This is a genomic window from Halobacterium sp. CBA1126, from assembly GCF_009741975.1.
Classification (GTDB): domain Archaea; phylum Halobacteriota; class Halobacteria; order Halobacteriales; family Halobacteriaceae; genus Halobacterium.
In genome coordinates this window covers 1-13,694 of the sequence record NZ_WPCF01000071.1, presented here as the reverse complement: position 1 = coordinate 13,694, position 13,694 = coordinate 1, and the positions used below count along the sequence as shown (strand labels likewise).

Sequence of the window (13,694 nt, the reverse complement as noted above, 5' to 3'; positions counted from 1 at the left end):
GGACGCCGACGACCGCGACGAACCGCTGCCAGACCGCCTGCAAGCGCCCCTCCGGCTCGCTCGCGTTCGCCCCGCCGGTTTCGGTGGCTGTGCCGGCCTCTCGGCCGCTCGCGGCGCCGACGTTCGACGCGACGCCCGCGAGCCACCCGCGTACGTTCGGGAGATGGACGCGTCCGGGGAGGCTCGCGAGCCACGCGAGCACGCCGCGCCAGCCGTCCGCGGCGGCGGCCCGGAGTTCCGCAGCGAGGTCGTCGAGGGCGCCCGAACCCGACGAGCGCGCCGACCGCGGACGAGACGGCGGCTCGGGCGACGGCGGCGAGCGTGCGCGCGACCGAGCGCGGCGTGATTCCGCGGCGCCGCGCGCTCACTGCGATGCCGGCGAGCGCGCCGAGTGCGACGAGCGCGGCGGCCGCGGCGGACGGCAGCACCCACCCGAGGTGGGTCGTCGCGGCCTTCTCGCCGGCCGTCACCGCGACAGCCGGCGCCCGCGTCAGCGGTATCTCGAAGTCCACGGTGCCGTCCACGCCGGTCGTGCCGACGCGCTCGCCGGCGACCGAGACGACCGCTCCGCTCACCGGTTCGGTGCCGGACGTGACCCGGGCGGTGGCCGTCGTGCCCGGCACCGGCGCGACCAGCGACGGGGAGACCGTCACGGCGAGCGCGTCGACGGGGTAGGCCGCCGTCTCGCTGATGTCGCCCCGCGAGGCCGTCACGTCGAGGACGCCCTCGGCGTCGTCGGGAATCCGGACCGCGATGCGACCCTCGTCGTCCGTGCGGCCCTGTTCGACCCCGCCGACGCTGACCGCGGCGTCCGGGAACGGTCGGCCGCCGACCGTGACGGTGAGCGTGCGCTCGGCGCCGGGGTCGACGTCGCCGTCGAAGGCGAACTGGACGTCCGCGTCCACCTCGAACGTCTGCGCGTCGTCGTCGCCGTCGTCGGCCTGCCGGGCGAACGGCGCCCCGACGCTGTACGCGCGGCCGTCGCCGGCGTCCGGGGCCGCTAGCGCGTCGCTCGCCGTGAGGTTGACCGTCGTGGACACCTCGACGCGGAGCTCTTCGGCGTACGGGACGGTGAACGGGACGGTGCCGTTCTCGTCGGTCTGGCCGACCCGGTCGCCGTTCACGACGAGCGCGACGTTCCGCGCGGGCAGGTCGGCGGTCGTCACGGTCGCGCTCACGCGCTCGCCGGGCACGGGCGTCCGGTTCAGGGAGACGTCGAAGTCCCGCTCGTCCTCGTGGAGGTCGTCGCGGGCGCTCTCGCGGGCGTCGCCGGGCGTCGGGTCGAAGCGCACCCAGCCGACGTCCTCGAAGTACACTTCGACCCACGCGTGGGCGTCGGCGCCGCGGACGAGGTAGCGGCCGTCGCCGACGTACTCGCCGCCGGCGTAGCCGACGACGTACCGCGCCGGCACGTCCTGCGTGCGCAGCATCGTCGTCATCGCGGTCGCGAAGTACTCGCAGTACCCCGCGTCCTGCTCGAAGAGGAACTGGTCGGTGATCCGGTCGCCGGGCTCCGGGACGTCCGTCAGCGAGTACGACTTCTCGGCCTCGAGGTGGGCCTCGATTCGGCGCGCGGCCTCGTAGCGGTTGTCGGCGTCGCCGACCACCTCGGCGGCGCGCTCGCGGACGCGGTCGGTCGTCTCGACGGTCGCGTACTCGTCGTCGACCGCGCTGCCCGCGACGGGGACGTGTTCGAGGACGTTCGGTCCGTCCGTCCGCTCGACGCTCTGCACGCGGTAGGTCGCGTCGTCGGGGAACGCCGTGTGCGCCTCGATGCCGCCGGTCGGCGTCAGCGACACCGTCGACGGGCAGCCGCCGTCCCCGCACGTCAGGTCGACCGGCCGCCACGGCGTCGGCAGCGACGTCGCGCGCTGGCGGAGCGTCACCTCGCTCCACTCGCCCGACCGGTCCTCGGCGCCCCGCAACGGCCGCACGCGCTCGACCGGCTGGCGCTCCCACCCCGACCCCGTGTACGTCGTGTACGCCTCCGTCCGCCAGTATCGGGACTCCGCGCTCCGCGCGACGAAGTGCGGCTCCGTGGCGTTCGCGCGCTGCCCGGGCGACATCGGCCCGCCGACGCTCGCGGACTGGCCGGGCGTGAGCGCGCCGAACGCCGACGCCTCGGTCCGGAACTGCTGTGCGGCGTCGGTGCCGAGCAGCGCGTCCATCCCCGGGAGGTTGCGCACGAACTCCGGCACCTCGCTCGGCGCGGGCGGCGAGTCGAGGCCGCCCAGCGGCGCCTGTCCGCCGAGCGCCGGCGCGGCCGCTGCGGCGGTGACGAGGCCGACTCCGAAGACGACCGCGAGGAGGGCGCGTCGCGCGTCCGGACCGGGGGCGTCGCTCATTCGTCTCCCCGTTGGCCGCCGCGCCACGTATATGATTCGGAGGCCGCGGTCAGTCGAGCTCTATCGCGCCGACCGCCACGAGAAGCGCCTGCGCGACGAGCACGACGGCGAGCACGGCGCCCGCGAACAGCAGCGGCGCGGCGAGCAGGCGCGCGACGCGGTACGGGAGCACGAGCCGGCTGAAGCCGAGGACGACGAAGCTCGCGGCGACGAGCGCGAACAGCAGCAGCGACCGCGAGACGAACGCGTTCCGGTCCACAGTCCCAGACTGGCGTCCGGGTGCTTAGCCGTTAGGCTTCGGCGTCGTGGCGGTCGTAGCGCTCCGCGAATCGCTCCCGGCAGGACGGACAGCAGAAGTGGTAGCGGTCGCCGTCGATGCGCGCGGTCTCGCCCTCGCTGGTGACGGTGTTCCCGCACTCCGCGCACGCCATCGCGACGTCCTCGCCGACGCTCGGCCGCCACTCAGCGGACGCCAGCGGCCGCACGTCGTACTCCCGGAGGCGCTCGGCGCCGACCGTCTCGGTGACCCACGCGCGGATGTCCGCGACCGGGAGCCGGACCGAGCAGACGACCGCGCCGCTGGCGGTGACGAAGACGTGCTCGACGGCGTCCGCGCTCCCGACGGCCTCGCGGACGGCGTCGACCTCGCCCGGCGGCACCGACAGCTCCACGAGGACGTTCGCGCCCTCGCGGAGCCGCGAGCGGTCGATATCGACGGTGAACCGCTCGATGACGCCGCTGTCCCGGAGGTTCGCCACGCGGTCCGAGACGGCGGGCGCGGACAGCCCCACCTCGTCGGCGATGTCGCTGTACGGGCGGCGCGCGTCGGCCGCGAGCAGTTCGAGGATGCGGCGGTCGGTCTCGTCGAGGTCGGCCATGTTCGAGGTCGACGGCAGAAACACAAAGTGATTTCGCAGAACCGAATTCGAATCCAAACTCGATGCGCCGCTCGGCCGAACGACGTGAGGCGTAACTGCATTAGTTCGGCGGCGCCTACGGTCGCTCGTGTCCCGAACTATCACCGTCGAAGGGATGAGCTGTGGCGGCTGCGAATCGACCGTCGAGGACGCGCTCGAGGGCGTCGCGGGCGTCGACAGCGCGAGCGCGGACCGCGAGCGGGACGCCGCGACCGTGGAGGGCGACGCCGACCCGGACGCCCTCGTCGCCGCGGTCGAGGACGCCGGCTACGACGCCTCCGCCTGACTACCAGCGGGTGTCGCGGCGGGCGCAATCCTCAACCGCCGGCCGCCCGAACTGTCGCCGTGACCGACTACCAGCCCGGTCGCTGTAACATCGGCAGCGAGCAGCGACGGCGCCGCGCTCGCGTCGCCGCACTGGCGTTCCTCGCGGCGGCCGCGGTGGGCGCCGCGTACGTCGCCGGTGCGCTCCCCGGGCCGCTGGTGCTCGCCGTGTTCGTCCCGCTGGCGGTCGGCTTCGAGTGGGCGTTCCAGGCCCACGAGTCGTTCTGCGTGCGGCTGGCGCTGGCCGGCCGGTACGCGTTCGGCGACGACCGCGGGGAGGTGCCGGACGCCGCGAGCCGTCGCGCGGACCGACTGTACGGCGCGAAAATCACCGCTGTGAGCGTGCTGTTGGCGGGCGCGCTCACGGCGGCGCTTGCGTTCGCGGGCTGAGCCCGGCGTCCGGGTCTGTTAACTGGCGGGCCCGCGAACCCCGTAGTATGACGGAGACTGCGACCGCGACGTTCGGCGGCGGGTGTTTCTGGTGCGTGGAAGCGGCGTTCGAGCAGCTCGCGGGCGTCCGCGACGTCACCTCGGGGTACGCCGGCGGCCACACCGACGACCCCACCTACCGGGAGGTCTGCGACGGCTCCACGGGCCACGCGGAGGTCGTGCAGGTCGAGTACGACACGGACGAACTCGCGTACGAGGACCTCCTCGAGGTGTTCTTCAAGGTCCACGACCCGACGACGCTGAACCGGCAGGGGCCGGACGTCGGCGAGCAGTACCGCTCGATAATCCTCTACCACGACGACGAGCAGCGCGACCTCGCCGAGGCGTTCGTCGACGACCTCGACGCGGCGTACGACGACCCCGTCGTCACCGAGATAGAGGAACTGGAGGCGTTCTACCGCGCGGAGGACAAACACCAGAACTACTTCGAGAAACACCCGAATCAGGCGTACTGCTCGGTGAACGTCGCGCCGAAGGTCGCGAAGGTCCGCGAGGAGTTCGCGGCGAAAGTGGAGTAGCTCGTCGGCGGCGTCGCGGAAAGATTCTTGCCCGAGCTTGTCAAACTGTCACACATGACGGGAGCACTCGCGGGGGCGGTCGGGCGTGTCGACTGACGACGAACCGACGAAGACCATCTGCCCGTACTGCGGCGTGGGCTGTGGCATCGCCGTCCAGCAGGGCGACGAGCCCGCGGACGTCCGGTTCGCGCCGTGGGGGGACGCGCCGGTCAACGAGGGGCGGGTCTGCATCAAGGGCGGCGCGGCGACCGAGGTCGTCGCCCACGAGGACCGGCTGACTGAGCCACAGATTCGCGAGGACGGCGAGCTGCGGGCGGCGTCGTGGGACGAAGCGCTCTCCCGGGTCGTCGCGGAGTTGGAGCGGATCCGGGACGAACACGGCCCCGACGGGATGGGGTTCTACTCGTCGTCGAAGGTCACGAACGAGGAGAACTACCTCTTCCAGAAGCTCGCGCGGCGGTTCGGCACGAACAACGTCGACAACTGCACGCGGATGTGCCACGCCTCGACCGTGTACGCGCTCGGCGAGAGCCTCGGGGCGGGCGCGATGACCAACAGCATGGCCGACCTCCGCGACGCGGCCGACGTCTTCTGGATTCAGGGCGCGAACCCCGGCGAGCAACACCCCATCGCGAACAGCCAGTACTTCCGGCAGGCCGTGCTGGACGGCGCGACGGTGGTTCAGGTCGACCCCCACGCGAACAAGACCACCGAGTCGTTCGACGTCGCGGCGTCGGACCGCCACCTCCACCTCCAGCTCGAACCGGGGACGGACATCCCGCTGCTGAACGTCGTGCTGAAGACCGTCTTGGAGAACGACTGGGTGGACGAGGAGTTCGTCGCCGAGCGCACCGAGGGGGTCGCAGACCTCCGGGAGACGCTCGCGGGCTTCGACAAGGAGGCGGCCGCAGAGGAGTGCGGCGTCCCGCTCGCGGACATCGAGCGCGCGGCCGAGGTGTACGCGACCGCGGAGAACGCCGCCATCTTCACCGGGATGGGGATGAGCCAGCACGCCTGCGGCGTCGACAACGTCCAGAACGAGATCAACCTCGCGCTCGTCACGGGGAACGTCGGCCGGCCGGGGACGGGCGTGAATCCGCTGCGCGGCCAGAACAACGTACAGGGCGCCAGCGACGTGGGCGCGATGCCGGACGTCCTCCCCGGCTACCAACCGGTCGACGACGACGGAGCCCGCGAGGGCGTCGAGGACGTCTGGGGGTTCGAGGTGCCCAGCGAGCCCGGGCTGACGAACGTCGAAATCACGCACAGCATCGGCGACACCGTCCACGGCCTCTACGTCATGGGCGAGAACCCCGTGATGAGCGAGCCGAACGCGAACCGCGTCGCCGACCTCCTCGACGAGACGGAGTTCGTCGTCGTGCAGGACATCTTCCCGACGGAGACCGTCGAGTACGCGGACGTCGTGCTGCCCGCGACGTCGTGGGCCGAGCGCGGCGGCACCGTCACGAACACGGACCGCCGCGTCCAGCGCATGCGCGGCGTCGAGAAGGTCCACGAGGAGACCCGCCACGACTTCGACATCCTCACCGAGGTCGGGCGGCGGCTGTTCGGCGCGGACGCGGGCTTCGACTTCGACGGCCCGGCGGACATCTTCGCGGAACTGCGCGAGGTCTGTCCCATCTACCACGGGATGACCTACGACGCGCTCGGCGAGGCGGGCATCCACTGGCCGTGTTACGAGCCCGGCGACGAGGGCGACCAGTACCTCTACGCGGATTCCTTCGACACCCCCAGCGGGCTCGGGCAAATCGAGGGCGTTCGCCACCAGCCGCCGCGAGAGACGCCCGACGAGGCGTACCCGCTGATTCTGACGACGGCGCGCCTCGAGGAACACTACAACACGGGGACGATGAGCCGCCGCTCGGAGACGCTGTCGCGGCAGCACCCCGAGAACTTCGTGGACGTCCACCCCGCGGACGCCGAACGGTACGGCGTCGAGGACGGCGACAGCGTGACTCTCGAGTCGCGGCGCGGCGAAATCACGCTGACCGCCCACGTCACCGACGCCATCAAGGAGGGTGTGGTGTGGACGACGCCGCACTTCGCCGCGGCGTCGGGGAACGTCCTGACGAACGACGCGCTCGACGAGCGCGCGAAGATTCCGGAGTACAAGGCCGCCGCCGTCGACGTGACCGTCGCGGCGGCGAGCGACGAGGCCGCGGACGACTGAAGGAGGAACCACCGGCCTCGGCGGACTCCTCCCCCCGTGGCCGGCCCGGGTACTCGTCTCGGGGGACGCGATACGACCATTTTTGTGAGTGCCGGGCGGAAGATACGCTATGACTTCTCGTCGAGTGAACGACTGCGGACGCGGGCGGTTCTGATGGCGGAGCTCGCGTTCTCCGTCGCGAAGCTGTTGTTCGCGCTGTTCCTCGTGGTGTTGAACGGGTTCTTCGTCGCCGCGGAGTTCGCCTTCGTGCGGGTCCGCGCGACCTCGGTCGAACAGCTCGCCGAGGAGGGGCGCGCCGGCGCCGGCGCGCTCCAGGACGTGATGACCGACCTCGACAACTACCTCGCGGTCACGCAGCTCGGCATCACGCTCGCCTCGCTCGGCCTGGGGTGGGCCGGGGAGCCCGCCGTCGCGGCGCTCATCGAGCCCGTCCTGGGGTCGGTCCTGCCGGCGACGGTGCTGCACATCGTCGCGGTCGCCATCGGGTTCTCCGTCATCACGTTCCTGCACGTCGTCTTCGGGGAGCTCGCGCCGAAGACGTTCGCCATCGCGCAGACCGAGCGGTTCTCGCTGTACCTCGCGCCGCCGATGAAGCTCTTCTACTACCTCTTCTACCCGGGCATCGTCGTCTTCAACGGCGCCGCCAACCGGTTCACGCGAGCGCTCGGCGTCCCGCCGGCCTCGGAGTCCGACGAGACGCTCGGCGAGCGCGAAATCCGGCGCGTGCTCGCGCAGTCCGGCGAGGAGGGCGACGTCGACGTCGCGGAGGTCGCCATGATCGAGCGCGTGTTCGAACTCGACGACACCAGCGTCCGCGAGGTCATGGTCCCGCAGCCGGACGCGGTGAGCGTCCCCGCAGACGCCACGTTGCCGGAGCTCCGCGAGATCGTCTTCGAGGCCGGCCACACGCGGTATCCCGTCTCGAGGCCGACGACAGCACGCAGGTCGTCGGCTTCCTCGACGTGAAGGACCTCCTGCGGGCGAGCGAGCGCGAGGACGAGGAGACGACGGCCGGCGACATCGCCCGCGAGATTCTCGTCGTGCCGGAGACCACGGCCATCAACGACCTGCTGTTGCAGTTCCGCTCGGAGCGCCAGCAGATGGCCGCCGTCATCGACGAGTGGGGCGCCTTCGAGGGCATCGCGACCGTGGAGGACGTCGTGGAGGCGGTCGTCGGGGACCTCCGCGACGGGTTCGACGTCGACGAGCGCGAGCCGTCGATTCGCCGGCGCGAGGACGGCAGCTACGACGTCGACGGCGGCGTCTCGCTGGCCGCCGTCAACGACGTGCTCGGCACGGAGTTCGAGCACGCGGCCGTCGAGACGGTCGCGGGCCTCGTGCTCGACCAGCTCGACCGCGCGCCCGAGGTCGGCGACCGCGTCGACGTCGGCGGCTACGAGTTCGAGGTGGCGAGCGTCGAGGGGTCCCGCATCTCGACGCTCCGCGTCTTCGAGCTGGACGCCGAGCAGTCGGACTGAGCCGGCTGCCGGCGCCGAGCGAGAAACCGCGGGCGAGGACTGTTACTGTTCGCCGTCCGCCTCGAGGTCGGGTTCGACGCGCGAGAGCCGCATCGCGTTCGCGGTGACGGCGGTGGTCATGCCGGCGTCGCCGACGAGCACGGCGACCCAGATGGGGACCAGTCCGAGCGGGACGCCCGCGGCGAGGACGGCCTTCGCGCCGAGACTCGACCAGACGTTCTGCCGGATGACGCCGGTCGTGCGCCCGGAGAGGTCGTAGAGGTAGGGGAGCCGCGTGAGGTCGTCGCCCATGAGCGCGATGTCCGCGGTCTCGAGGGCGGTGTCGGTGCCCGCGGCGCCCATCGCGACGCCGACGGTGGCGGTGGCGAGCGCGGGCGCGTCGTTGACGCCGTCGCCGACCATCGCGGTCGCCTCGAACTCGTCGGTGAGCTCTTCGACGGCTTCGACCTTCTGCTCGGGGAGCAGTTCCGCGCGGAACTCGTCGACGCCGACCTGCTCGGCGATGGCGGCCGCGGTCCGCTCGTTGTCGCCGGTGAGCATCACGGTGCGCTCGACGCCCAGCTCGCGGAGGCGCTGGATGGCGGCCTCCGCTTCCGGGCGGACCTCGTCGGCGACCGCGATGACGCCCTCCAGTTCGTCGTCCGTGCCGACGAGGACGACCGTCTTCCCCTCGCGCTGGAGGCGGGGGACGAGGTCCTCGAGCAGGTCCAGACAGTCGTTGCGCTCACAGAGCTCCCGGGACTTCTGGGTGACGACGCCGCCGTCCGTGGCGGCGTGGACGTGCGAGAGGTCGAACCCGAGGTCCGCGAAGAACCCGGGCTTGCCGGCGTAGTGGGTGGTGCCGTCGAGGTCCGCGCGCACGCCCTTCCCGGTGACGCTCTCGAACGCCGAGACCGCGCGCCCCTCGACGCCGCGGTCGTCGGCGTGCTCGACGATGGCGTCCCCGATGGGGTGCTCGCTGCGGGATTCGAGGCCGCGCGCGCAGCGCAGCACGTCCTCGTCGGTGTTGTCCCCGAGCGGCACGACGTCGGTGACGGTGAGTTCGCCCTTCGTGAGCGTCCCCGTCTTGTCGAACGCGACCGCGTCGACGGCGCCCATCGCCTCGAGGTGGTTGCCGCCCTTCACGAGCACGCCGTTCTTCGCGGCGCTCGTGACCCCCGAAACCACGGAGACCGGCGTCGAGATGACGAACGCGCAGGGACAGGCGAGCACGAACAGCGTGAGCCCGCGGAGAATCCACGTCGGCCACGCGCCGCCGAAGAACAGCGGCGGGACGACGCCGACGAGGACGCCGGCGCCGACGACCAGCGGCGTGTAGTAGGCGGCGAAGCGTTCGACGAACTGCTCGCGCTCGGTCTGGTTGGCCTGCGCGTCCTCGACCATCTCCACGATGCGCGCGAGCGTGTTCTCCGTGGCCTCCGCGGTGACCTGCACTTCGAGGTAGCCCGCCTCGTTGATGGTGCCCGCGTACACGTCGTCGCCGTCGGTCTTGTCGACGGGGACGCTCTCGCCCGTGATGGGCGCCTGGTTCACGGCGCTCTCTCCCTCTACGACGACGCCGTCCATCGGAATCTTCTCGCCCGGGCGGACGACCACGCGGTCGCCGACGCGGACGTCCTCGACGGGCAGCGTGACCTCCTCGCCGTCTCGGCGGACCGTCGCCTCGTCCGGGGAGAGCTCCATCAGCTCCTCGAGGGAGCTGCGCGCGCGGTCCATCGAGTACGACTCGAGGAGTTCGGAGACGCTGAACAGGACCGCGAGCGTCGCGGCCTCGAAGTAGAGGCGCTCGCCGAACGCGACGCTGGCGGCGACCGCGCCGAGGATGGCGACGGACATCAGCAGGTCGATGTCGAGGTTCAGGCTCTTCAGGGAGTAGTAGCCGCCGCGGACGATGGGCTGGCCCGCGATGAGGATGCCGCCGAGGAACGCGGCGTCCGATAGCAGGACGTCGCTGCCGAGCAGTTCCGCGACCGCGGCGTTCGAGCCGGGGAGGAGGAACTCGAGGAGGAAGCCGGCGGCGACGAGGACGCCGCTCGCCCACGTCTTCAGCGCGCGCTGGCTGGTCCAGACGGAGCCGGGGCTGGCGGGTTCGGTGCGGTCGCCCCCGCTCTCGCCGGAGCGGCCCGTCACCTCGTAGCCCGCGGCCTCGATGGCCGCGACCAACTCGGCCTCGTCGCCGCGTCGGGGTCGTAGGTGACGACGACGCGGCCGGTCGTGGGCTGCGTGTCGAACGACCGGACGCCGTCGACGCCCTCCAGCGCGTGCTCGACCTTGCCGGCGCAGGAGGGGCAGTCCATCTCGGGGACCGACAGCCGGGCGGTCAGGGTGGCGGATGGGTCGCCGTCGGCGGGCGCGTCGGTCATGTCGTCCGAGGCTAGGCGCCGCCCGGTTATTAATTCGGCTGTTACGAGTGCGGCTCAGAGTAGGTGTTCGTAATAAATTCAACCGGGTGTGTTGTTAATCGGCGGGGTTGTCGGCGGTTCTCAGAACGCAGGAAGGACGCCAGCCGTTAATCCCGTCCTGCGAGTACCGGCTGTCTACATGTCTCGTTCGCCGCCTCACACTGTCTCCGGGTCCGACGTGCAGATGAGCGCCGAGGAGGTCGCCGCGTACCTCCAGTCCCGCGGCGACGGCGTGCTCACGCTGCGCGGCGACGACCCGCAGTCGTTTCCCGTCTCCTTCGGGTACGACGCGGCCGAGAGCCGCTGCGTGTTCCAGCTCCTCTCGACGCCGGGCAGCGCCACCCGACCGCTCGGTGACTCGACGCCCGCGACGCTGGTCGCGTACGACGTCGATTCGCCGGACGAGTGGACGAGCGTCGTCGCGGACGGCCGGCTGGTCGAGATCCCCGAGCCGGACGCCGACGACCGCCGCACGTACGTCGAGCAGGCGACCGCGGTCGGGATGAGCGTCTTCGACGCGGACCCGGCCGACCTCGACGCCGCGTGGTACGAGCTCCGAGACGCCGACATCTCCGGCCGCCAGAGCCCGTAACGTCACCCCTCAGGGGTCCAGATGCCCGTGACGACGGCGTCGTCGGCTTCGACGGTGACGTACTCGTAGCCGCGGTCGTCGAGTTTCGGGTAGAGGTGCTGGGGCGCGCGGTCGTTGACCTGCACGAGCACGGCGTCGTCGGCGAGCTCCGGCAGCGTCTCCAGCGTCTCGACGAGCGGGTCGGGCGGCCCCAGCTCGCGGACGTCGAGCAGTTCGCGCTCGCGGTCCAGCGGCACGGCGGTCTCTGCGAGGTGCGCGTGCCAGTCGGTCGTCGCGGCCATGTCTGCACGGACGACCCCCACCGCCCACAGCGTTCTCCCGAACAAGTTCGGGAACACTTCTTGAGGCTGGGGGCACATAGGTCCGAACATCTTCGTATGGCACGAGCTCAACTCACCATCGACCTCCCCGACTCGGTGTGGATCTCGGAGGTGTCGACGCAGTACCCGGACACGCTGTTCCGGGTGCTCGCGGCGTTCCCCGACGACGACCGCGGCGTCGCGCTCCTCGAACTCACCGGCCCGGACGTCGTGGACGTCCTCAAGGAGATGCACGAGGCCGACGGCGTCGAGGACATGGAGCCGCTCGAACGCGACGACGACTCCGTGCTCGTCGAGTTCGAGACGAGCGAGCCGCTGTTGCTGCTGACGCTGCAGGAGGCCGGCCTCCCGCTGGAGCCGCCGCTGGAGGTGTCGAACGGCAGCGCCACGCTGGAAGTCGTCGCGCCCCACTCGAAGCTCTCGGCGCTGCGCGACCAGCTGGACGCCTTCGGCATGGACTTCGAGGTGGGCTACCTCTACGAGTCCGGGGACTCCGAGCGCCTGCTCACGCCGCGCCAGCAGGAGCTTTTGGGCGCCGCCATCGAGGCCGGCTACTACGACACCCCCCGGGAGTGCACGCTCACCGACCTCGCGGACGAACTCGACACCGCGAAGTCCACGCTCAGCGAGACGCTCCACCGCGCCGAGGAGACGGCCATCAAGCAGTTCGCGAGCAACCTCCCGCAGTTCGCGGACGAGGACCTCGCCTGACCGAACACGTTCGGGAGAATTCGCACACGCGGCCGCCGCCTCACTCCGAGTATGAGCGCCGTCCCCGCCGGACTCGCGACCGACCAGCAGCCGCCGATGACGGTGCCGCTACGGTACTTCCTCGCCGGCTTCGCGTTCCTGCTCGCCGGCGGCGCCGTCGGCCTCGCGCACGTCCTCGGCGCCGCGCCCGGGTTCGCGCGCTCGCGCACGTCCACCTGCTGCTCGCGGGCTGGGTCTGTCTCACCATCATGGGCGCGATGACGCAGTTCGTGCCCGTCTGGTCGAACGTCCCCGTCCACTCGCGGCGGCTCGCGAACGCCGCGCTCGCGCTCGTCGCCGTCGGCGTCGCCGGCCTCGCGGGCGCGTTCCTCGCCGCCAGCGTCCACTGGATTCACGGCTTCGGCGGCCTGCTCGTCCTCGGCGTCTGGGCGTTCGCGTACAACCTCGCGCGCACCCTCCCGCCGGTCCGGGAGTTCGACGCCACCGAGGCGCACTTCGCGTTCGCGCTGGCCTGTTTCGTCGCGCTCGCCGCGCTCGGCTTCGTCCTCGCGTTCGACCTCTCGACGCCCGTCCTCCCCGTCGCGGGCGTCGCCCGCCCGCAGGTCGTCGGCGCGCACGCCACGCTCGCCGTCTTCGGCGCGATTCTCGCCACCGTCTTCGGCGCGCTCTACCAGCTCGCGACGATGTTCACGCAGACCGAGATCGCGGGCCGCGAGCGCCACCTCGCGCGCGTCGAGTACGCGTATCCGGCGGGCGTCCTCGCGCTCGCGACGGGGCGGCTGTTCGCGGTCCGCCCGCTCGCCGCCGCCGGCGCCCTCGCGATGGCCGCCGGCGCGCTCGCGTTCGCGGTCCTGCTCGGGAAGAAGCTCTACGAGGGCCGCGTCGAGCGTACGCCGATGCTGTCGCGGTACGCGGTCGTCGCCGTCGCGCTCGCGGCGTGGAGCCCGCTGGCCGCCCGCGAATGGGTCGCCGACCCACTCGGCCGCGACGCCCTGTTCGGGCCGACCGCGGGCGGCCACCTCCTGTTCGTCGGCGTCGTCGGCTTCGTCGTGATGGGGTCGCTGTACCACGTCGTCCCGTTCATCGTCTGGGTCCACCGGTACAGCGACCGCCTCGGCTTCGAGCAGGTGCCGATGATCGACGACCTCTACGACGACCGCCTCGCCGCCGTCGACGGCGCGCTGCTGACGTTCGGCGCGGTGACGCTGATTCTCGGACAGACCGGCGTCGCGCCCGGGCAGGCGACTATCGCGGGCGGCGTCGCGCTCGCCGGCGGGTTCGTCGCGTTCGCCGCGAACCTCGTCGGCGTCGTCTACCGGCACGGGCGCGTCCTCCCCGAGCGCTTCCACGGGCGGCCCGAGAACGCGGACTGACTACGGCTCGTCGGCCGGGTCCGTCACGCCGACCGGCCGGAACGCGCGCTCGCCGTCCACGCGGAAGTCGTCG

At 71.7% G+C, this 13,694-nt stretch carries 12 protein-coding genes and 2 pseudogenes; 9 read left to right on the top strand and 5 right to left on the bottom strand.

The window, feature by feature from the left end; all coding sequences use genetic code 11:
• The 3 genes from GJ634_RS15560 to GJ634_RS10515 form a co-directional block, all read right to left on the bottom strand.
• Positions 1 to 2,345, bottom strand: a 2,345-nt coding sequence (locus GJ634_RS15560) for a transglutaminase-like domain-containing protein (RefSeq protein WP_197425487.1), incomplete at its 3' end; no start/stop codon positions are given.
• Positions 2,346 to 2,394: 49 nt separating this feature from the next.
• Entirely contained in the window at positions 2,395 to 2,604 is a 210-nt protein-coding gene (locus tag GJ634_RS10520; protein WP_331714110.1) for a hypothetical protein, read from the bottom strand.
• A gap of 31 nt (positions 2,605 to 2,635) precedes the next feature.
• Positions 2,636 to 3,223 (bottom strand): AsnC family transcriptional regulator, encoded by a 588-nt coding sequence (locus GJ634_RS10515; RefSeq protein ID WP_157502751.1) that lies wholly within the window; start codon positions 3,221 to 3,223, stop codon positions 2,636 to 2,638.
• A gap of 127 nt (positions 3,224 to 3,350) precedes the next feature.
• Between GJ634_RS10515 and GJ634_RS10510 the strand changes: the two genes are divergently transcribed.
• From GJ634_RS10510 to GJ634_RS10490, 5 genes and pseudogenes are all read left to right on the top strand, one after another.
• Positions 3,351 to 3,548, top strand: a complete 198-nt coding sequence (locus tag GJ634_RS10510; RefSeq protein ID WP_331714109.1) for a heavy metal-associated domain-containing protein — start codon at positions 3,351 to 3,353, stop codon at positions 3,546 to 3,548.
• A gap of 59 nt (positions 3,549 to 3,607) precedes the next feature.
• Complete coding sequence (locus GJ634_RS10505; protein WP_157502750.1) at positions 3,608 to 3,976, top strand: hypothetical protein; 369 nt, start codon at positions 3,608 to 3,610, stop codon at positions 3,974 to 3,976.
• 47 nt (positions 3,977 to 4,023) lie between these two features.
• On the top strand, positions 4,024 to 4,554 hold the full coding sequence (gene msrA / locus GJ634_RS10500) for a peptide-methionine (S)-S-oxide reductase MsrA (protein ID WP_157502749.1): 531 nt from the start codon (positions 4,024 to 4,026) through the stop codon (positions 4,552 to 4,554).
• A gap of 85 nt (positions 4,555 to 4,639) precedes the next feature.
• Positions 4,640 to 6,745 carry a formate dehydrogenase subunit alpha gene (gene fdhF, locus GJ634_RS10495; RefSeq protein WP_331714108.1) on the top strand — a complete coding sequence of 702 codons (2,106 nt, stop codon included), beginning with the start codon at positions 4,640 to 4,642 and terminating at the stop codon, positions 6,743 to 6,745.
• A 153-nt stretch (positions 6,746 to 6,898) separates the two neighbouring features.
• Positions 6,899 to 8,223 (top strand): annotated as a pseudogene (locus tag GJ634_RS10490) (hemolysin family protein).
• Between the two features lie 42 nt (positions 8,224 to 8,265).
• Here the strand turns inward: GJ634_RS10490 and GJ634_RS10485 are convergent.
• A pseudogene (locus tag GJ634_RS10485) lies at positions 8,266 to 10,586 on the bottom strand (heavy metal translocating P-type ATPase).
• 223 nt (positions 10,587 to 10,809) lie between these two features.
• Here GJ634_RS10485 and GJ634_RS10480 point away from each other — a divergent pair.
• A complete protein-coding gene (locus GJ634_RS10480) occupies positions 10,810 to 11,217 on the top strand; it encodes a pyridoxamine 5'-phosphate oxidase family protein (protein ID WP_197425486.1) in 408 nt (135 codons plus the stop codon).
• Positions 11,218 to 11,219: 2 nt separating this feature from the next.
• Here the strand turns inward: GJ634_RS10480 and GJ634_RS10475 are convergent, their stop codons facing one another.
• Positions 11,220 to 11,498, bottom strand: coding sequence for a DUF2249 domain-containing protein (locus GJ634_RS10475; RefSeq protein WP_157502747.1), 279 nt, complete (start codon positions 11,496 to 11,498; stop codon positions 11,220 to 11,222).
• Positions 11,499 to 11,594: 96 nt separating this feature from the next.
• On the opposite strand from GJ634_RS10475, the gene GJ634_RS10470 reads away from it, so the two are divergent.
• From GJ634_RS10470 to GJ634_RS10460, 3 genes are read left to right on the top strand one after another with little or no spacing between them, the layout of a single operon-like run.
• Positions 11,595 to 12,248, top strand: coding sequence for a helix-turn-helix domain-containing protein (locus GJ634_RS10470; RefSeq protein WP_157502746.1), 654 nt, complete (start codon positions 11,595 to 11,597; stop codon positions 12,246 to 12,248).
• Positions 12,249 to 12,299: 51 nt separating this feature from the next.
• Entirely contained in the window at positions 12,300 to 12,509 is a 210-nt protein-coding gene (locus GJ634_RS16125; RefSeq protein WP_157502745.1) for a hypothetical protein, read from the top strand.
• Positions 12,506 to 13,621 (top strand): hypothetical protein, encoded by a 1,116-nt coding sequence (locus GJ634_RS10460; RefSeq protein WP_157502744.1) that lies wholly within the window; start codon positions 12,506 to 12,508, stop codon positions 13,619 to 13,621. Before GJ634_RS16125 ends, GJ634_RS10460 begins: the two co-directional genes overlap by 4 nt.
• Positions 13,622 to 13,694: the final 73 nt, after the last annotated feature.

Coding starts and splice junctions, on each gene's coding strand:
- GJ634_RS10515 (WP_157502751.1), bottom strand. CDS start 3,223: ATGGCCGACCTCGACGAGACCGACCGCCGCATCCTCGAACTGCTCGCG.
- msrA (WP_157502749.1), top strand. CDS start 4,024: ATGACGGAGACTGCGACCGCGACGTTCGGCGGCGGGTGTTTCTGGTGC.
- GJ634_RS10480 (WP_197425486.1), top strand. CDS start 10,810: ATGAGCGCCGAGGAGGTCGCCGCGTACCTCCAGTCCCGCGGCGACGGC.
- GJ634_RS10475 (WP_157502747.1), bottom strand. CDS start 11,498: ATGGCCGCGACGACCGACTGGCACGCGCACCTCGCAGAGACCGCCGTG.
- GJ634_RS10470 (WP_157502746.1), top strand. CDS start 11,595: ATGGCACGAGCTCAACTCACCATCGACCTCCCCGACTCGGTGTGGATC.
- GJ634_RS16125 (WP_157502745.1), top strand. CDS start 12,300: ATGAGCGCCGTCCCCGCCGGACTCGCGACCGACCAGCAGCCGCCGATG.
- GJ634_RS10460 (WP_157502744.1), top strand. CDS start 12,506: ATGACGCAGTTCGTGCCCGTCTGGTCGAACGTCCCCGTCCACTCGCGG.